Genomic DNA, 17344 nt, shown 5'->3' with positions numbered 1-17344 from the left:
TCAATACCGAAGCGATGAACCACCATCTGAACGAGATCAGCACCCAGGTGGCGACCAACGCCCATGCTCTGCTGGTCTGCGATGGCGCAGGCTGGCATCAGCCAGGCGGTCGCCTGATCGTGCCCCCCAACATCACCTTGATGCCGCTGCCGCCCTATGCACCCGAACTCAATCCCATGGAAAATGTCTGGGATTACCTGCGCGGAAACAAACTCAGCGCCCGTGTATGGGACAGTCACGACGCCATCATGGACGCTTGCCAAGACGCTTGGCGCTTCATCAGCAACGATCCAAACCGGATCATGTCAATTGGAACCAGAGACTGGGCGTGGGGCAAAACCTAAGGCTCTTGGTATAAGGTTCCCCGGACACCATTTCCTCACTTCTTCGGCACGTTGCCCCGCAGCGGGATGAACGGCATGCCCGCCACATCCATGGCGGTATCCACCATATCGTCATCCTTGCGGTCGAACAGCTGGAGCAGCAGGTTATCCATGGCCCGCTCCTCCGACTGTCCGCATTCGGCATAGATGCGGCCCAGGGCTTGGGTCTGGAACGCGTCGCGCCCCTCCGCACCCCCGCGATAGCCGAGCGTCTTGGCCACCCGCATCGCCACCTGGAAGGGCGCAAACAGGTGCTTGGGCACATGGGCATGGTCCAGCAGGGCCTTCATGCCATCCCATTTGCCGTCCAGCAGCAGGGCCATGGCATTGGCCTTGCGCACGCGCGACTTCGTGGAGATGCCAGCCGCAAAGAAATCAAAATCGCCGGCGCAGAGCGTGCGCAGCAGGAGCGCCACGCTGAGCCGTCCCTGTTCATGCAGATGCACGGCCAGGGCGTCGCCATCCATGCCGGGCTTGGATACGGGCCGCAGCAGGGCCAGGGTTGCGGAGTCCCTTCCATGCGCCGCCAGTTCGGCGGCAATCACGGGCGACAGCCGGTGCCGTTCTACCAGATGGGCCCGTACCTTGTCCGACACATGCGCCACCAGTCGCTCCACGACGCTGGCCGGCAGCGTCGCGCGCCCGGCCAGCGGTTCAGCCACCAACGGCACATGGGCATAGCGGTCGGCCAGGGACAGCAGCGAGGCATCGGACAGCGCCGCCCCCTCATTCCCGGCCAGGGTGGCAACCACGGCCAAGTTCCCAACCGCCGCCAGGGCACCCGATACCACCTCTGACAGGGTCTGACGGGCGGCGATGGCCATCTGCTTATCAGCCCGCCCCTGCCCGATCACTTCCAGCAGCAGTTCATCCCCCACCGCCTCCCCATGCCGAAGCAGGGGAAAGGCGACAGACGTGACGTCCAATGCCAGATCGCGGGCCAAACCGTCGGACAGGAAGGGGCTATTATAGATCTGCCAGGCCACCGCCTCGCGCACCTGCTGTACCGCGTCGCGGGCCAGACGGTGCAGGAGATCCTGCACCAGCGCCTGACCGGACTCGGCCAGAACCGCCTGCTCGGCGGTGCGCAGCAGTTTGGACAGCATCTGGATACGGGCCTCGGGGGAGCGGTCCTGCGCCAGTTGATCGACATCGGCGGGGGTCAGGGCCGTCGGCTTGTCGTGTTTCACCCTAGACCTCCCCACCGGCCAACACCAGCCCGGCATCAATCGCATCGGCACGGATCACATCCGCCCAGGATTGCTCCAGCCGATTGAGAAGGCGGTAGGCAGCCATCAACTCAGCCTCCCCCTCCCCATCGCGGGCCAGGGCCAAGACATGGCCCATCTCCACCCGCCGCAATTCACGGCAGAGCGCCATACCGGCATCGTTCAGGCACAGCCGCGCCGACCTGCGGTCATCCTGCGGCCCCGGCCCCTGCACCAGACCGGCCTGCACCAGGGCGCGCAGATTGCCGGCGGCCGCCGCGCCCAGATAATGGCCCCGTTCGATCAGTTCCTGCACGGTCGGGCTGCTATCGCCGATGGTCAGCAGCATCAGCCCCTGCACCGGCGTGACATGAGCGCTCTCCAGCCGCTCCAGTTCGATCCGGACCACGTCCAGGAACCGGCGGTGCAGCCGTTCCAGCAGGCGGGGAAGATCGTGGATACCCGCAAACGGAGCGGGCATCAGACAGCCCGTCCGTTCCACATCCACACCGTCACCCAATCGCCCCTCCCCGTCCATGCAGCCGGCATCGGCGGCCAGAGTAGCACCCAGGCTTCGGGGGCCGCAAAAACAAAGGCCGGTCCCCGCGAGAGGCGGGGCCGGCCTTACCCATGTCCAATCGCAGCAGCGATGGATCAGCGGGGCGCGTTCTCACCCGGCTTGTTCTCGGTCAGCTTGGGATCGGCTGCTGCCTCCTCCTCGCCTTCCTTCAGACCCTTCTTGAAGGCCTTAACGCCCTTGGCCATGTCACCCATGACGTTCGGAAGCTTGCCCGCGCCGAAAACCAGCAGCACGACGACAAGAACGATGATCCAGTGCCAGAGGCTCATGGCGCCCATGGAAATTCTCCAGTTTGACGGCCCGCTTCAACGCGACGCCTTACAGATAGGAAATCCGCAGCCGGTTTGAAAGATATATCCGCGACAGATTGTGGATCAGGCCTGTCCACGCATCTCGAAACGAACTTCCAGCCTCTGACGCTCGCGCTCGCGGCGCATGGCTTCAGCAGGATGCGGGGGACGGCCTTCATCGGGATGATAGCGCAGACCAGCGGCATAACGCAGCGCCGACTGTTCGAACAGGCCCGGCGGCACGGCCTCCACGACCCGCACATCCTGCGGCGCGCCATCATTGCCGATCCGAAACTCGACAATGACACGGCCTTCGCGCCGAAGACGCAAGGCGCGTTCGGGATATTGCAGCCGGGGGCGGAAAGTGGGTTCCATATCCGACATGGTGCGTCCAGGGATTCCCGGCGGCAATGTCACCGGGGGACGTGGAAAACGTCGTGTCTTCCGCGCGGATGACAGGGAGACATGCGAAAAGGGCGACCGGTAGCCGGCCGCCCCCTCAGGCTTACTTCGCCTTGGCGGCGTTCAGCAGGTACAGACGGGCCATATCGGCCGGACCGTCCGTGCCCTTGATGGCCTTGGCGGTGGCTTCGGCCTTGGCCTTCTGACCGGCGTCCAAATAGTAGGTCACCAGACGCAGACGGGCATCGTCGGGGTTCTTCAGATTGCCCTTGGCGATGGCGGCCTCGGCCAGGGTGATGGCCTTGTCGAACTGACCATAGCCGGCATAGGCCTCGGCAACGCGCAGGATCGGACCGGCATTGGCGCCGGCCAGAGCTTCGGTTTCGGTCTGGGCCAGAGCCTTCTTGTCGTCGGCAACCTGCTTGGTGGCAACGTCCTTCAGACGCTTCTGGCGTTCGGCTTCCGGACCCTTGCCCAGCAGACCGGCGGCATAGCCCTTGTCGATGATGGCCTGGGCCTCACCGGGGTTGCCAGCCTGCAACGACAGCTGGGCCATTTCCATGACGTCGCCGGAAGTATCCAGCAGACCGATCTTGTTCATCAGGCGATAGCTGTCCAGCGCCAGACGGTCGCGGGCGAAACCCGGCTTGCGCTGCGTACGCAGCAGCAGGTCCAGCCAGTAATCGCGCTTGGGATAATAGCGCACCAGCTTTTCCAGCGCGCCCATGTAGCCGGCTTCGTTCTTGCTCTCATTGTTGGCGGCGGCCAACAGCTGCAGGTCCTTCTCATCCGGCGTGCCACCGGACTTCTCAACCGCCGAAATCTTGGCGCTGACTTCCTTGATGGCGTTCGGATAATCCTTGCCCAGGTAATAGGACTGCAAAAGCAGGGTGCGCATATTGGCGTCGTTGCCGCCACCCGTGAAGTACTTCTGGGTCCAGGTGATGGCCTTGGTGTAGTTGCGCTGCTGATAATAAGCCTGCGCCAGCGCCTGCGTGAAGGTCAGCTGCTGGGCGGCGGGGAAGCGGCCCGTGGCGAACACGGCTTCGAAAGACTTCTCGGCAACATCCAGTTCGCCGGCCTGATAGGCGGCGATGGCGCGCATCTGCTCGACCATGAAGTCTTCGAACGGGGTCTTGTCGGCGACCGCGTCGGCTTCTTTGATCTTGGCCAGGGCGTCCTTGAACTTCTTGCCCTTCATCAGCTCCTGAGCGGCCGTCAGCGGCTCGCCCACTTCCTTGCGAACGGTATCACCGGTCGGGGCCTTCTCCTTCTTCTCACCGCCAGCCTTCTGCGCAAAGGCCTCGGACGGTGCCATCACGGCGGCGAAGGAGCCAAAGGCCAGGGCCGAACCCAACAGGGCGGCGGTAAAAAGACGAGTGCGGATCATTGTCTCTATCTCGGTATCGGTCGCACAGGATCGCGTGTCTCTTCGCGATGGGTCCCGTCCGACGGGTTGTCTTACGGCCAGCCATCTGGCCGCATGTCCATGCAATCAGGTCAAGTAGGCAGGTTTAAGGCGGACCTGTGAAGGTCCGCCTTTCCCCTATCATCTGGTACCGATCAGTCCATGAACTGTTCGTTACCGACCATGCCGATCTTGTTCAGGCCAAGCCGCTGAGCGGACGCCAGAACAGCCGCCACGTACTTGTACTTCACCAGCTTGTTCGGACGCAGATGCACTTCCGGCTGCGGCTGCTGCGCGGCCTTCAGCGTCATCTGCTGCTCCATTTCCTCACGGCTGCTGAGAACGGTGCCGTTCCAGATCACGGTGCCATCGAAATCGACTTCGATAGTGATGATCTCAGGCTCGACCACGTTCGTCTGCGGCGGGGGCGGACCCGCCGGCATATCCAGCTTCACCGCGTGGGTCTGCACCGGAATGGTGATGATGAGCATCACCAGCAACACCAACATCACGTCGATCAACGGCGTGGTGTTCATTTCCGGCGAGACGGACCCGTCCTCGGCGCCTGGTCCAACACTCATGCCCATGGGGGCCTCCTATCCTTCATTCCCGACGGGGGGAATGCTGAGCGTCAACGCTTGACGTTCAGCGCCCCGGCAGGAGGCTCGGTGATAAAGCCGATCTTGAGGATGCCAGCCCGCTGGCAGGTCACGACGACCTTGCCAACGAACTCGTACCGCCCTTCCTTGTCACCACGAATGTGGATCTCAGGCTGCGGAACCAGCACCGCCACTTCCTTCATCCGCTCGAACAGCGCGTTGTAATCCGGCAACTGGGCAGCATTCCAATAAATGTTGCCGTCCGGATCGACACCGATCGTCACGTTTTCCGGCTTCGTCACAGTCACCACGTTCGACTCCTCAGGGAGCTTCACGGGGATGGTCTGGATGGCAGCCGGAATGGTCAGCAGGAAGATGATCAGCAGAACGAGCATCACGTCCACCAGCGGCGTCGTATTGATTTCCGACACCACTGAGTCTTCGCCACTATTGGCGGGGCCGACGCTCATCCCCATGGTTAGGCGCTCCGGCCCGTCTTGGACTTCTGGCCGGCGATCAGCAGGGCATGCAGATCGGCGGAGAAGTTACGCAGACGGTCCATGACCAGCTTGTTACGACGGGTCAGCCAGTTATAGGCCAGCACGGCGGGAACGGCGACGGCCAGACCGATGGCGGTCATGATCAGTGCTTCACCGACGGGGCCGGCAACCTTGTCGATCGACGCCTGACCCGACAGACCGATAGCCACCAGGGCGTTCAGAATACCCCACACCGTACCGAACAGACCGATAAACGGAGAGGTCGAGCCGACCGAAGCCAGGAAGGACAGGCCGCCCTGCAGACGGGCGTTCACGGAGTCCACCGAACGCTGCAGGGACATGGTCACCCATTCGTGCAGGTCGATATGGTCCGTCAGGGCGCCGTCATGATGCTCGGTCGCGCGCAGGCCGTCTTCAACAACGCCGCGGAAAGCCGAATTTTCCTTCAGGCGGGTCGCACCTTCGGTAACCGAAGCAGCCGTCCAGAAGTTCTTCTCAGCGGCAGTGGCCTGGGCCATCAGCTTGGACTGCTCGATCAGCTTGGTGACGAAGATGTACCAGGTGCCGGCCGACATGATCAGCATCAGGACCAGAGTGCTCTTCGCGACCAGATCACCGTGATCGATGATGGCCTTCAGACCGTACGGGTTCGCAGTCGCCTCGGGGGCGGCTTCGGCGGCCGGGGCGGCAGCTTCGGGAGCCGGAGCGGCAGCGGTGTCGGCGACCGGAGCAGCCGGAGCCTCGGTGGTGGCGGCCGGAGCCGGCTCAGCCGGGGTCGTGGACTGGGCGAAGACCGGGGCCGACAGCGTGGCGGCAACGGCGGCGGCGGCGGCGAGGCGGCTGATGCCCGCCAGGGTGAACAGCTTGTTCATCGTAGCTCTGCTTTCAGACTTACGTGTTTCGATTATCGGTCGATGCGAGAGGATCAACGCGCATCTTCAAGGCGGAAGGTGAGCGGGACCATGCTCGGAATCCAGGCGCCCTGGGGCTGGCCATTAACGGTCGGCGGATCGCACTTCCACCGGCCACGTTTGGCTTCCTTCATCCAGGCGTTATCCAGGCGTTCGAAACCGCTCGACTTTTCGATCGTGGCGTCGGAGATACGGCCGTCCGCGTTGCAGAAAAGACGCATCACGGTCGTGCCAGCTTCCTCCAGACGGATCGACTGAGCGGGATACTCAGGCCGGTTCTTCGCGAGGCTCTTCACATCGATCTTGCCACCCGTCGGCGGGGGAGCCGGACGCTCAACAGGGCGTCCCGGCGGCTGAACAACCGGCGGACGTTCTGCCGTCGTTGCCTGGATCGCGTTTGCCGCGGGCGGCGGCTGGGCGATCTGGATTTCCGGCGGCGGAATGAACGGCGGCGGGGGCGTATCGAACTTGGGCGGCGGGGGCGGCGGGGGCGTTTCCTCCGGCGGCGGTGCGATTTCCTCGATGATTTCTGTCTTGATCGGATCGGCGATCACATGGACCACCTTCTGAGCCAAGCCAGTAGCCAGCGCGTAAATCACCCCGACGTGCAAGAGAATAACCACCGCGATGCCAACCAACCGCCCTGAACTCTGCGGCTGTTGCCGCCGATAAGACGATTGCGACAGGTAGGACATCGGTCGGTCACTCGATCCACAGGGGGATGGGGCTTCCGCCATAGCACACATTGAAGGTCAAGACACCCGCCGGACTTCGTTAAAAACCCGGTTTTTTATCTTGACCCTCAGTGCGGGCCATGGGCCGCATCACCGCGAGACCACAACCCGCCCGGTCGAGGGAAGGTATGGCGGCCAGCCGGCGGTACAGCATCGGAGGCGAGGGACTTTGGCCATTTTTCCCGTTACCGGGAAGGCAGGCCGAAGCCAGTTCGGGTTGGGTATCCGGACGGATCAGGCACGACCAAGCGCGATGCCCACCCGTCTTCTCTTTATCCGGCGAAAGCCGGCGGGCCGGTCGGGCAGCGCCCGGCCTCCCGATGGCGCCCTTCCGGCGTCAAGCCGATGCGAAGGGCGCGTGCCACGTCGCTGCCACGCAGGGGCAGCGCGTAGAACAGGGCAATGGCAACAACGAGAAGGGTGGGCAGCGGGACAGGGTCACCACCACCAGCATCACGTTCACGCTTGCCATGGCCGACAGGACGGGAGAAAGCAGCCGCCACCTCAACGCCACGATCGTGCGTCGGGTTGGCCGGGAGCGCCTGTCCGGTCAGGAAATTCGCGGTAATCGGGAGGGGCAGATTGGCGGAAGACAGGTTTACGTTCCGGGGCAGGATACCGCCCAGGACCACCATGACCAGGAACAGAAGAGCGAGGAGCCCATGGGCCCAGCCGCGCATCATGTCGTGTGTCGCCTCCACCAATCGGCACCAGGGCCGAACCGGAAGCGACACTCTCACAGCGTTGCGGTCAACACAATGCCCTAAAGCACCCGAAGGGCACTATTCTGCCCGCGATTGTGTGTAACGGTCGATAATTCCCGCGTAAGCAGACAGATCGTATCCCGCATCCGCGGCAGCGCGTAATATTGCTTCGCCGTTGCGGCTTCCGGCTTTCGCTTCTGCGAGCGCCCACAGAATCGTGCAGCGCGTGCCCGACCGGCAATGGGCGAGAACGGGGCTGGGCGCCGTGGCCAGCGCACTCCCGAAATCAGGGGCCACAAGCTCCAGCGTCGGGCCGGTGGCCGGCTGATAGATATAGGTAAGGCCCAGTTCACGGGCCAAAGCACCTGCCTGGGCGGAGGAGAGCTGCCCTGGCTCCTCCCCGTCCGGGCGGTTGTTGATGATGGTGCGGAAACCAGCGACGTGCGCGTCGCGGATATCCTGCTCCGTCACCTGCGGCGAGACCGACAGACCATCGACCAGAGGACGTACATCCAAAGCCATGACGACCCCGCGCAAAAGAGTGAAAGCGAGCTACTTATGACCGACCGAAAAGGGCGAATTTGAGGCGGCGGTGTCAGGTCCTTGGTGAAGGCTGCTCTGATTCCGCCGCTTTTGTTCGCACCTGCGATGTATAAATAGGCAGGTTCTGTTGCGCCGCAACATGCACTGATGCAACCCAGCCCGGCCCCGACAGTCGGACATGGCTCCTATCTGGGGATCATCCGGCAATGCGCAAGGGGGTGGTACCCTGGTCGGCGATGCCACGGGCGCGGCGGCGGACGGTGACCAGCAGGTCCAGCATGCGCTGGCGCTGATCCGGCGTCAGGTCGCGCAGCAGCATGTCGTTGATGCCCTGACGCTTGGGCTGCAGACGGCGCAGCATCTCCAGCCCTTCCGGCGTGACGCGCAGCAGCTTGCGGCGGCGGTCCTGCGGGTCGTCCTGCTGGCTGATCAGACCCTTGCGAATCAGCTCCGTGACGGTGGCGGAGATGTGCGGGCGGGAAAGGCCACGGGCCGATGCGATCTCGGAGGAGAAGATGCCCTCATGGGTGCGGGCCCCGTCCTGGAAATTGGCATCGCCGGCCACATTCATCAGCACCGTCCATTGTGGTGCCGTCAGGCCGGCCTCGGCCAGCATCTCCTCGCACTGATGCGCGATGATGTTGGCGAGATCCATCAGGTTGAGGGAGATGGCGTCTTCGGCACGGAAGCGGAAAGTGCTGTTCGGCATGGCTGGCCCCTGGTGACTGGTCATTGGATGCTCACATCCTGACCGCATCACCGGGGTCCCGCATTGACACGGATCAATTAAATGTTCCGTGGTCCAACCATATCCGGGGCATTGAGAGCGGTTTTCCTTTGACTGGAAAACCGCTCAGGCGGCGACTGCCGCCGCGCGGCCCGTGCCGCGTGCAGCCAAGCCGCGGATGCGGCGCCGGCGCCTGAGGAACTGAAAGCTGGAGCGTATCAGCCGGCCGCGCGGTCGATCCAGCCCGACGTCAGGGCGCGGTTGCTGTCGACATCGGCGGGGAAGTCCATCTCGCCCCATTCCAGACCCTGGATGGAGACGGTCCCGACGCTGCCATCGGCCTTGGCGATGGTGTCGATGACCGACAGATACCAGCGGCGCAGACCTTCCGGTGTGCGCAGGGTCTTCTCTACTTCCGCCGCGAAACGCTTGCCACCCTCCGCACTGAAGCACAGGAAACCGATGCTTTCGCCGTTCACGATGTCGAGCGGCAGGGTCTTGCCGATCTGCATCAGGTTGCCGTCGGCGTCGGTACGCACCTTCATATCGTCGGCATCATAGCCGTCCTTGGCGTCGATGGTCACCGTGATCGGCTTCTTCGCCCCGGACAGCAGGCGCCTGGCAATCTCCGGTTCGAACAAGGTGTCGCCATTCAAGATCAGGAACGGGCCTTCCATCTCTGCCCGCGCAACCCAGCAGCTGGCCGTATTGTCGGCCAGCGCATAGAAAGGATTATAGAGCGTGCGGGTCGTGATGCCCGCCACATCCATGCCGGCCAGGGCGTCTTCCACCCGGTCGGCGCGAAAGCCCGTGACGACCACCGCCTCTGTCACGCCAGCCGCAGCCAGCCCCCGGATCTGCCATTCCAGCAGGGTACGGCCCGACAGGTCGATCAGGCATTTCGGCCGGTCTTCCGTCAGGGGCATCAGACGCTTGCCCTGGCCGGCGCTCAGAATGATGGCTTTCACTTTGACCCAGGCTCCACAAAGGACGACCGGTCACGCCGGCCGCTTCCCGAAAAATGCCGCGGACATTGCCGCGAAAGGACGGGGATGACAAGCGGCTTCGTGGCCAACGCCCCTGCCCGCCCTCAATCCTCCGCCCATTTGCGTATCAGATTGGACAGGCATTTGGAGAGAAGGTCGAATTCCGCCGTTTTACCGTCGCGTTTGAATATCCCCTGCCGCGCCGTGTCGAGGTCGAACAGAAGCTCCCGCTCCGCCGCGTCGCGCACAAAGGACCGTATCCACCCTGCGGCCACCAGCCGCTGTCCCGCAGTGACCGGCGTCACCCGGTGAAGCGTGGTGGAGGGGTAGAACAGCCCCGCCCCCGCCGGCAGCTTGAAACCCACATCCCCCGCCGATGTCTCCATCACCAGTTCCCCGCCCTCGTAACTGTCGGGATCGGCCAGGAACAGGGTGAAGGAGATATCGGTGCGCACACCGCCCATCAGGGCGTCGTCGACATGGCTGCCATAATGCTGCCCGCCCGATGCACGCGCGAACAGGATAGGGCCGAAACGCTGCGGACGGGTCGCCATGGCGGCCACAGGATGCCGGCGCACCGCCGCCTCCACCATGGCGCGCAGGTCGCCATGGGCCGGGTCGTCACCCCGCAGCTGCTCATTATCCTTGACCAGCTTGGCGTGCCATCCCGCCGTCGCCGCGCCCGGCTGGAACCGCCCCGCCCCCAATCGCTCCGCCATCAACGCCAACTCATCAGGTGTCAGGACATTGGCGATGGGCAGGATCATGATGCGACACTCCGCGCGGGGAAAGGCGAACGGTTAAGACTGCGAATGACTTGCAATTGAGTGGGCATCATGGCACGGTCCCGCCCCACCTCACCCTTATATTCTATGCATGGGAGCGTTGGGTCCATGATCAAGCTTCAACCCCGTCTCTGGGTCGGCGTCGGCCTTTCGGTTCTGGCTGGCAGCGCCGCCCTGGCCGATACGGCGACCCCTTGGCACCAGGATGGCGCCATCGCCATGCAGGTCGCCCAGGGTGGCGAGGGCGGTGAAGGGGGTGAAGGCGGAGAGGGTGGCGAGGGCGGCGTGTCCGCCGAAGACGCCGCCAAGGACCCGGTGGCCTTCATCTCCGCCCTGGATGTGACCGCCGCGCATTATCATGCCGGCCTTGCCGCCTATAAGGCGGACCGGCATCAGGCGGCGGGTGAGATGTTCGCCCACCCGATCTCTGAAATTTACATCGATCTGGAACCGGTCTTCACGGCCCAGGGTGCCAAGCCGTTCCAGGACGAGATGAGCAAGGCATCGGAACTGGCGCTGGGCAACGCGCCCGTGGCGCAGGTGGAAAAGGCCGTGAAGACGGTATTGGCTGCCCTGGACACCACCGCCGCCAAGGCCCCGAAAAGCAGCGACAGCGCCAAGGCCGTGCAGGCCAAGCTGCTGGCCGGCATGATCGAACGCGCCGCGCGCCAGTACCGCTCGGCCAGCGCCAATACCGAGTTTGAGCCCTATCTGGACGGCTACGGCTTTGCCGTCACGGCCAAGGTGCGGTCCGAAGCCCTGGTGAAGGCCGGCGTGCCGCTGCCGGCGGATGTGACGGCGGCCATCGACCTGCTGCTCAAGGCCTACCCCACCGCCCTGCGCCCGGCCACCCTGCCGGTCGCGCTGGATGCTTTGTCCGTCCAGACCTCCAAGGCGCAGTTGGCCCTGTCGCGCGTGCGGTGATTGTAGGGTATGGGCCATATGTAGCGCGGATTAGCGGAGCGTAATCCGCGGAGCGACGCTTGCGACCAGGTTCCCGCGGATTACGCTCCGCTAATCCGCGCTACGACAGGACGACTTCACCCCTTGCGGGGCGCCCGTGCGAGGACCCTGTCCACTAGTGCTGGCGGCAACACGCCCAGCAGCCAGGACACGGCATATGTGGGGAACGGAAAGGCCACCCTTCCCTTCCCCACCGCCAGCCCGCTTCGGATGATGCGCGCTGCCCGGTCGGCATCCATCAGGAAGGGCATGGGGAAGCGGTTAACCGCCGTCATGCGGCTGACAACAAATCCGGGGCAGATGACACTGACCCCGATGCCATGCCGGGCCAGATCGCCGCGCAACGCCTCTCCATAAACCCGCACCGCCGCCTTTGACCCGCAATAGGCCGCCGCCCCCGCCATGCCGCGAAAGCTGGCCAGCGAGGACATCAGCGCGATCTGTCCCCGCCCCCGCGCCACCATGGCGGGGATCAGCGGGTGGATGGCGTTCAACACCCCGTCCAGATTGGTGGCAAAGATGGCGCGGGCCTGGGCTTCTGTCTCCACCCCGCCGCCCGTGCCCGCCGAGATACCGGCATTGGCGATGACCAGATCGACCGGCACCTCCCCATCCCGCGCCACGATCCAGTCGGCCAGCGCCGCGCGGTCGGTGACGTCGATGATGGTGGTCACCACATCCGCCCCCTGATCCCGGCAACGCCCGGCCACCGCCGCCAGCCGCCCCGCATCGCGGCCCGTCAGCAGCAACCGGATGCCCTTGGCCGCATAGGAAAGGGCCAGCGCCTCCCCGATGCCCGACGAGGCACCCGTGATGAATATGACGCGCGGATCACGCATGACGGGCCTCGACCGGTGGAAACCTTGTTGCTGGGGCGACGGAGCGATATAAACCGCCTTTCAGCCGCCCCAAAGATCGAGCCTGATGTGACGCAAAATCCCGCCGCCCGCAAGACCGGCCCCGCCAATGGCAAGGGCGCTGTCACTTCCATGACCGGCTTCGCCCGGGCCGACGGCTCCAACGAGCGCGCACAATGGGTGGTGGAGGCGCGCAGCGTCAATGGCAAGGGCCGCGACCTGCGCTGCCGCCTGCCCGCAGGATTGGACGGGGTTGAACCCGCCATCCGTACCGCTGTGGAGGCCCGGCTGACGCGTGGCAACGTGAACGTCGCCGTCAACCTGACGCGGCTGGAAAATGCCGGCGCCCTGCGCATCAACCGCGAATTGCTGGCCCAGGTGCTGGAACTGGCGCGGGAGATCGGTGGACCGGACGCGCCGCCGCCCGCCATCGACACGCTGCTGTCGGTGCGCGGCGTCATCGATAGCGCGGAGCCGCGCGAGACGGAGGAAGACCGACTGGCCCTGGAACAGGCCATCGCCGCCACCGTCGCCACCGCCATCGACCGGCTGGTGGAAGCCCGCACGGACGAGGGCGCGCATCTGGCCGCCGTCCTGCTGGATCATCTGGCGGAGATTGAGCGCCTGACGGACGCCGCCGCCGCGACATCGTCGCTTCAGCCAGAGGCCCTGCGCGCCAAGCTGCGCGGCCAGATCCAGGCCCTGCTGGACGCCGTGCCGCCCGTGGCGGAGGATCGGCTGGCCCAGGAAGCCGCCCTGCTGATCAGCAAGGCCGACGTGCGCGAAGAGTTGGACCGGCTGCGCGCCCACATCTCCCAGGCCCGCACCATGCTGCGCGATGGCGGGGCCGTGGGCCGCCGGCTGGATTTCCTGTGTCAGGAATTCAACCGCGAGGCCAATACGCTCTGCAGCAAATCCGCCGATGTCGAATTGACCCGCATCGGCATGGAACTGAAAGCCGTGATCGAGCAGTTCCGCGAGCAGGTGCAGAATATCGAGTGATACCCGTTGGAACCCGTAGGTCAGGTCGAGGCGCAAGCCGAGCCCTGACAGAAGCGGATTGAAAGCCTTTGCTGTCAGGGCTCGCGCGCCGCGCTCGACCTGACCTGCGATTTTCCCACCCCACCCCCACCCCCTTTGGCAGTCCCCGAAATGTCCCTGATCCATCGCCGTGGCCTGATGCTGGTCCTCTCCTCCCCGTCCGGTGCCGGCAAGTCCACGATCTCGCGCGAATTGCTGACGCGTGACGGCAACCTGTCCATGTCCGTGTCCCTGACCACCCGCCCCATGCGACCGGGGGAGCAGGAGGGCGTGCATTATTACTTCGTGGACCATGCGGAGTTTGAGGCGCGGGTGGCGCGCAAGGAACTGCTGGAACATGCCCATGTCTTCGGCAACCGCTATGGCACGCCGCGCGGGCCGGTGGAGGATGCCATGCGCGCCGGGCGCGATGTGCTGTTCGACATTGACTGGCAGGGCACGCAGCAGCTCTCCGACAGCGCCGGTACCGATCTGGTCCGCGTCTTCATCCTGCCGCCCAGCGCCGCCGAACTGGAACGCCGCCTGACCAACCGCGCCCAGGACAGCGCGGAGGTCATCGCGCACCGGATGTCCAAGGCCAATGACGAGATGAGCCATTGGTCGGAATATGACTATGTCGTCGTGAACAAGGACGTTCAGGAATCGGTGGCCGCCGTGGAGGCCATCCTGAAGGCCGAACGCCTGAAGCGTCGCCGTCAGGTGGGGCTGTCGGATTTTGTGCGCTCACTTCAGGTGGGCAAGGGTAACTGATCATGGCCCCCAACAATCCCGCCCTCATCTCTCTGGCCGGTGCCTCGGTCCATCTGGGCTCCACCACCCTGTTCGAAGGCATCGACGTGTCGGTGGCGCGGGGGGAGAAGATCGCCCTGGTCGGCCGCAACGGGTCGGGCAAATCCACCCTGCTGAAATGCTTGGCCGGCGAGATCGACATCGACACGGGCGAACGGTTCCTGCAACCCGGTGCGCGCGTTGCCTATCTGGCGCAGGAGCCTGATTTCTCGAAATACCCCACCGTGGCCGATTTCGTGGCCGGCGGTCAGGCGGAGCCGATGCAGTACCGTGTCGATGCGGTTCTGGAAGCGCTCGACCTGCCCGGCGACCGTGCCTGCGCCACCCTGTCGGGCGGGGAATCGCGCCGTGCGGCGCTGGCCCGTGCCCTGGTTGACGAACCGGATGTGCTGCTGCTGGACGAGCCGACGAACCATCTCGACATCCCCACCATCCTGTGGCTGGAAAAGGAGTTGCAGCAGTTCCGGGGGGCCTTGCTGCTGATCTCCCACGACCGCACCTTTTTGCAGAACCTGTCCAAGCGCATCCTGTGGCTGGATCGCGGCGTGCTGCGCACCACGGAACGACCCTTCAATGAGTTCGAAACCTGGCGCGACGAGGTGTTCAAGGAAGAGGAAGCCAATTTCCACAAGCTGGACCGCAAGATCGCAGCCGAGTTGAAATGGATGTGGGAAGGCGGCATCTCCGGTCGCCGCACCCGCAACATGGGCCGCGTCCGCCGGCTTCAGGACATGCGCCAGGAACGGACCGACCGCATCAAGTCGCGACAGGTGAATTTCGCGGTGGCGGAGGGGGATAGTTCCGGCAAGCTGGTGGCAGAAGCCGAAAACATCTCCAAGAGCTTTATGGGCGATGCCGGGGAGCGCGTCATCTGTCGCGACTTCTCCACCCGCATCCTGAGAGGCGACAAGGTCGGCCTGATCGGCCCGAACGGGGCCGGCAAATCCACCATCCTGAAGATGCTGATGGGGGAGATCGCGCCCGATAGCGGCACGATCCGCCAGGGCACCAACCTGCAGACCATTGTCTTTGATCAGCGCCGGGCACAGTTGGACCCCAACGACACCCTGAAACAGGTGCTGCTGCCCGAAGGCGGCGACAATATCTGGGTGGGTGGCAAGCCGCGCCATATTTCCAGCTACCTGAAGGATTTCCTGTTCGATCCGTCCATGATGGAACAGCCGGTGCGCGCCCTCTCGGGCGGTGAACGCAACCGCCTGCTGCTGGCCAAGCTGTTCGCGCAGCCCAGCAACCTGATGGTCCTGGACGAGCCGACCAACGACCTGGACATGGACACGCTGGACCTGCTGGAAGAGGTGCTGTCGGAGTATGACGGCACCCTGCTGCTGGTCAGCCACGACCGCGATTTCCTGGACCGGCTGGTTACCAGCACCATTGCGGTCGAAGGCGATGGCGACGTGTCGGAATATCCTGGCGGCTACAGCGACTATCTGATCCAGCGCAAGGCCGAGGAGCCGGAAGCGGCCAAGGCCGCCGCCAAACCGGTCACCGCCGCACCGGCAGCGCCGAAGGCCAAGAAGAAACTGTCCTTCAAGGAAAACCGGGAGCTGGAAGAGCTGCCGGGCAAGATGGCGACGCTTGAAAAGAAGATCGTCCAGTTGAACACCAAGATGGCCGACCCGGCCTTCTACAGCAAAGACCCCAAAGGCTTTGCCAAAGCCAGCGAGGATTTGTCGACGGCGCAGGGTGACCTGTCAGCAGCCGAAGAACGCTGGCTGGAGCTGGAAGCGCTGAAGGAGGAGTTGGAGGGGTAAGGTGTGCGAGATTTCCCTTTGCATCCCCGCTCTCCTCGTCATCCCGGCGAAAGCCGGGACCCAGGGGCCATGCGCCCAACCTTTCAGCGACAATAATCGACGCGGTGTTTAACGTTCATCCTGCGGCCCCTGGGTCCCGGCTTCCGCCGGGATGACGATGGGGGGGCGATATCGGGGGGCGTCGCCCCCTCACCCCACCCCCACCACCTCGGCCAATGCCACCACCCGCCGCGCTGTCTCCACATGCAGCGCCTCGATCAGCTTGCCATCAACCAGGGTGATACCCTTGCCACCCGCCACCGCCTCGGCATGCGCCGCGATGATCCGCCGGGCGCGGGCGACCTCATCCACCGACGGCGCAAACGCCTCATTGGCGGTGGCAAGCTGCTTGGGGTGGATCAGGGTCTTGCCGTCGAAGCCCAGTTCGCGGCCCTGGCGGCACGACGCTGCCAACCCCTCCTCATCCTCCAGGTCGACATGCACCCCGTCCAGCGCCGTCAGGCCATAGGCGCGGGCGGCCAGCATACACAGGCCCAGGCTGGTCACCATGGGCAGCCGGTCGCGGGTGGCCAGCGCGTTCAGATCCTTGGTCAGGTCCGAGGTACCCATCACCAGACAGTCGATGCGCGCACACGCCCCGGCAATGTCACCCGCCGCCAGCATGGCGCGCGGGGTTTCCATCATGACCCACAGGCGCAGACTGTCGGGCGCCCCGGCGGCGCGCAGCACGCGGTCGGCCTGCCGCACACCTTCGGCGCTGTCCACCTTGCAGATCAGGACGGCATCGGCACCTGACGTGGCGGCGGCCACCAGATCGGCATGACCCCAGGACGTGTCCAGGCCGTTGACGCGGATCACCAGTTCCCGGCTGCCATAACCGCCTTCATGCACCGCCGCCATCACCTGGGCCCGCGCCTGCTCCTTGGCATCCGGGGCCACCGCGTCTTCCAGATCCAGGATCAGGACATCGGCGGGCAGCGAGCGCGCCTTATCCAGGGCACGGGCATTGGCGCCGGGCATGTAAAGGGCGGAACGGCGGGGGCGTATATGCATGATGCCTGATCCCAAATGAAGAACGGGGCCAACCTACCCGAGGAAGGCTGGCCCCGGCAACGGAGGGTGAAGATCAGGGGCTGTAATGTTCAGGTCTAATCACCCT

The 17344-nt window shown here is 64.6% G+C and carries 21 protein-coding genes; 5 read left to right on the top strand and 16 right to left on the bottom strand.

The features are described 5' to 3' along the window. A partial coding sequence (locus ACODSP_RS04350; RefSeq protein WP_488964402.1) for a transposase occupies positions 1-344 on the top strand: 344 nt, incomplete at its 5' end. 35 nt (positions 345-379) lie between these two features. On the opposite strand, the gene ACODSP_RS04345 is transcribed toward ACODSP_RS04350, so the two are convergent. The 14 genes from ACODSP_RS04345 to ACODSP_RS04280 all read right to left on the bottom strand — a co-directional run bounded on the left by ACODSP_RS04345 (position 380) and on the right by ACODSP_RS04280 (position 10742). Continuing rightward, positions 380-1573 (bottom strand): DUF2336 domain-containing protein, encoded by a 1194-nt coding sequence (locus ACODSP_RS04345; protein WP_488964401.1) that lies wholly within the window; start codon positions 1571-1573, stop codon positions 380-382. A gap of 1 nt (position 1574) precedes the next feature. Further along, positions 1575-2111: a MarR family winged helix-turn-helix transcriptional regulator gene (locus ACODSP_RS04340; protein ID WP_488964400.1), complete on the bottom strand. Its 537-nt coding sequence runs from the start codon at positions 2109-2111 to the stop codon at positions 1575-1577. 134 nt (positions 2112-2245) lie between these two features. Next, entirely contained in the window at positions 2246-2449 is a 204-nt protein-coding gene (locus ACODSP_RS04335) for a twin-arginine translocase TatA/TatE family subunit (RefSeq protein ID WP_054167050.1), read from the bottom strand. Positions 2450-2545: 96 nt separating this feature from the next. After that, a complete protein-coding gene (locus ACODSP_RS04330) occupies positions 2546-2845 on the bottom strand; it encodes an energy transducer TonB (RefSeq protein ID WP_054167049.1) in 300 nt (99 codons plus the stop codon). Between the two features lie 121 nt (positions 2846-2966). Then, the gene (locus ACODSP_RS04325; RefSeq protein WP_488964399.1) at positions 2967-4253 is read right to left on the bottom strand and encodes a tetratricopeptide repeat protein; all 1287 of its coding nucleotides are present in this window, start codon (positions 4251-4253) and stop codon (positions 2967-2969) included. Between the two features lie 173 nt (positions 4254-4426). Next, positions 4427-4858, bottom strand: a complete 432-nt coding sequence (locus ACODSP_RS04320; protein ID WP_488964398.1) for an ExbD/TolR family protein — start codon at positions 4856-4858, stop codon at positions 4427-4429. Positions 4859-4902: 44 nt separating this feature from the next. Then, positions 4903-5346 carry an ExbD/TolR family protein gene (locus ACODSP_RS04315; protein ID WP_054167047.1) on the bottom strand — a complete coding sequence of 148 codons (444 nt, stop codon included), beginning with the start codon at positions 5344-5346 and terminating at the stop codon, positions 4903-4905. A 2-nt stretch (positions 5347-5348) separates the two neighbouring features. Continuing rightward, positions 5349-6242 carry a MotA/TolQ/ExbB proton channel family protein gene (locus ACODSP_RS04310; protein WP_488964397.1) on the bottom strand — a complete coding sequence of 298 codons (894 nt, stop codon included), beginning with the start codon at positions 6240-6242 and terminating at the stop codon, positions 5349-5351. 53 nt (positions 6243-6295) lie between these two features. Beyond that, positions 6296-6976 carry an energy transducer TonB gene (locus ACODSP_RS04305; RefSeq protein WP_488964396.1) on the bottom strand — a complete coding sequence of 227 codons (681 nt, stop codon included), beginning with the start codon at positions 6974-6976 and terminating at the stop codon, positions 6296-6298. Positions 6977-7287: 311 nt separating this feature from the next. Next, positions 7288-7698: a hypothetical protein gene (locus tag ACODSP_RS04300; RefSeq protein WP_488964395.1), complete on the bottom strand. Its 411-nt coding sequence runs from the start codon at positions 7696-7698 to the stop codon at positions 7288-7290. Between the two features lie 99 nt (positions 7699-7797). Beyond that, positions 7798-8241, bottom strand: coding sequence for a protein tyrosine phosphatase family protein (locus ACODSP_RS04295; protein WP_488964394.1), 444 nt, complete (start codon positions 8239-8241; stop codon positions 7798-7800). A gap of 217 nt (positions 8242-8458) precedes the next feature. After that, positions 8459-8971 (bottom strand): MarR family winged helix-turn-helix transcriptional regulator, encoded by a 513-nt coding sequence (locus tag ACODSP_RS04290; protein ID WP_488964393.1) that lies wholly within the window; start codon positions 8969-8971, stop codon positions 8459-8461. A 236-nt stretch (positions 8972-9207) separates the two neighbouring features. After that, positions 9208-9957 carry a phosphocholine cytidylyltransferase family protein gene (locus ACODSP_RS04285; RefSeq protein WP_488964392.1) on the bottom strand — a complete coding sequence of 250 codons (750 nt, stop codon included), beginning with the start codon at positions 9955-9957 and terminating at the stop codon, positions 9208-9210. Positions 9958-10079: 122 nt separating this feature from the next. Then, the gene (locus ACODSP_RS04280; RefSeq protein WP_488964391.1) at positions 10080-10742 is read right to left on the bottom strand and encodes a Fe2+-dependent dioxygenase; all 663 of its coding nucleotides are present in this window, start codon (positions 10740-10742) and stop codon (positions 10080-10082) included. A gap of 126 nt (positions 10743-10868) precedes the next feature. Here ACODSP_RS04280 and ACODSP_RS04275 point away from each other — a divergent pair, with 126 nt between their 5' ends. Continuing rightward, complete coding sequence (locus tag ACODSP_RS04275; RefSeq protein ID WP_488964390.1) at positions 10869-11684, top strand: hypothetical protein; 816 nt, start codon at positions 10869-10871, stop codon at positions 11682-11684. A 116-nt stretch (positions 11685-11800) separates the two neighbouring features. On the opposite strand, the gene ACODSP_RS04270 is transcribed toward ACODSP_RS04275, so the two are convergent. Beyond that, entirely contained in the window at positions 11801-12562 is a 762-nt protein-coding gene (locus ACODSP_RS04270) for an SDR family NAD(P)-dependent oxidoreductase (RefSeq protein WP_488964389.1), read from the bottom strand. An 87-nt stretch (positions 12563-12649) separates the two neighbouring features. Here ACODSP_RS04270 and ACODSP_RS04265 point away from each other — a divergent pair, with 87 nt between their 5' ends. The 3 genes from ACODSP_RS04265 to ACODSP_RS04255 all read left to right on the top strand — a co-directional run bounded on the left by ACODSP_RS04265 (position 12650) and on the right by ACODSP_RS04255 (position 16185). Next, positions 12650-13582, top strand: coding sequence for a YicC/YloC family endoribonuclease (locus ACODSP_RS04265; protein ID WP_488964388.1), 933 nt, complete (start codon positions 12650-12652; stop codon positions 13580-13582). A 150-nt stretch (positions 13583-13732) separates the two neighbouring features. After that, positions 13733-14371: a guanylate kinase gene (gene gmk / locus ACODSP_RS04260; protein WP_488964387.1), complete on the top strand. Its 639-nt coding sequence runs from the start codon at positions 13733-13735 to the stop codon at positions 14369-14371. Positions 14372-14373: 2 nt separating this feature from the next. After that, entirely contained in the window at positions 14374-16185 is a 1812-nt protein-coding gene (locus ACODSP_RS04255) for an ABC-F family ATP-binding cassette domain-containing protein (protein ID WP_488964386.1), read from the top strand. A 189-nt stretch (positions 16186-16374) separates the two neighbouring features. Here the strand turns inward: ACODSP_RS04255 and ACODSP_RS04250 are convergent, their stop codons facing one another. Then, positions 16375-17238, bottom strand: a complete 864-nt coding sequence (locus ACODSP_RS04250; RefSeq protein ID WP_488964385.1) for an HpcH/HpaI aldolase/citrate lyase family protein — start codon at positions 17236-17238, stop codon at positions 16375-16377. Positions 17239-17344: the final 106 nt, after the last annotated feature.

The sequence above is a fragment of the Niveispirillum sp. FG156 genome (genome assembly GCF_057809555.1).
This window is presented reverse-complemented; position numbering and strand designations above follow the sequence as displayed.

Bases quoted from the DNA above. Each gene is read 5' to 3' on its own strand.
- ACODSP_RS04335 (WP_054167050.1), bottom strand. From the start codon at position 2,449: ATGGGCGCCATGAGCCTCTGGCACTGGATCATCGTTCTTGTCGTCGTG.
- ACODSP_RS04330 (WP_054167049.1), bottom strand. From the start codon at position 2,845: ATGTCGGATATGGAACCCACTTTCCGCCCCCGGCTGCAATATCCCGAA.
- ACODSP_RS04325 (WP_488964399.1), bottom strand. From the start codon at position 4,253: ATGATCCGCACTCGTCTTTTTACCGCCGCCCTGTTGGGTTCGGCCCTG.
- ACODSP_RS04320 (WP_488964398.1), bottom strand. From the start codon at position 4,858: ATGGGCATGAGTGTTGGACCAGGCGCCGAGGACGGGTCCGTCTCGCCG.
- ACODSP_RS04315 (WP_054167047.1), bottom strand. From the start codon at position 5,346: ATGGGGATGAGCGTCGGCCCCGCCAATAGTGGCGAAGACTCAGTGGTG.
- ACODSP_RS04310 (WP_488964397.1), bottom strand. From the start codon at position 6,242: ATGAACAAGCTGTTCACCCTGGCGGGCATCAGCCGCCTCGCCGCCGCC.
- ACODSP_RS04305 (WP_488964396.1), bottom strand. From the start codon at position 6,976: ATGTCCTACCTGTCGCAATCGTCTTATCGGCGGCAACAGCCGCAGAGT.
- ACODSP_RS04300 (WP_488964395.1), bottom strand. From the start codon at position 7,698: ATGATGCGCGGCTGGGCCCATGGGCTCCTCGCTCTTCTGTTCCTGGTC.
- ACODSP_RS04295 (WP_488964394.1), bottom strand. From the start codon at position 8,241: ATGGCTTTGGATGTACGTCCTCTGGTCGATGGTCTGTCGGTCTCGCCG.
- ACODSP_RS04290 (WP_488964393.1), bottom strand. From the start codon at position 8,971: ATGCCGAACAGCACTTTCCGCTTCCGTGCCGAAGACGCCATCTCCCTC.
- ACODSP_RS04280 (WP_488964391.1), bottom strand. From the start codon at position 10,742: ATGATCCTGCCCATCGCCAATGTCCTGACACCTGATGAGTTGGCGTTG.
- ACODSP_RS04275 (WP_488964390.1), top strand. From the start codon at position 10,869: ATGATCAAGCTTCAACCCCGTCTCTGGGTCGGCGTCGGCCTTTCGGTT.
- ACODSP_RS04270 (WP_488964389.1), bottom strand. From the start codon at position 12,562: ATGCGTGATCCGCGCGTCATATTCATCACGGGTGCCTCGTCGGGCATC.
- gmk (WP_488964387.1), top strand. From the start codon at position 13,733: ATGTCCCTGATCCATCGCCGTGGCCTGATGCTGGTCCTCTCCTCCCCG.
- ACODSP_RS04255 (WP_488964386.1), top strand. From the start codon at position 14,374: ATGGCCCCCAACAATCCCGCCCTCATCTCTCTGGCCGGTGCCTCGGTC.
- ACODSP_RS04250 (WP_488964385.1), bottom strand. From the start codon at position 17,238: ATGCATATACGCCCCCGCCGTTCCGCCCTTTACATGCCCGGCGCCAAT.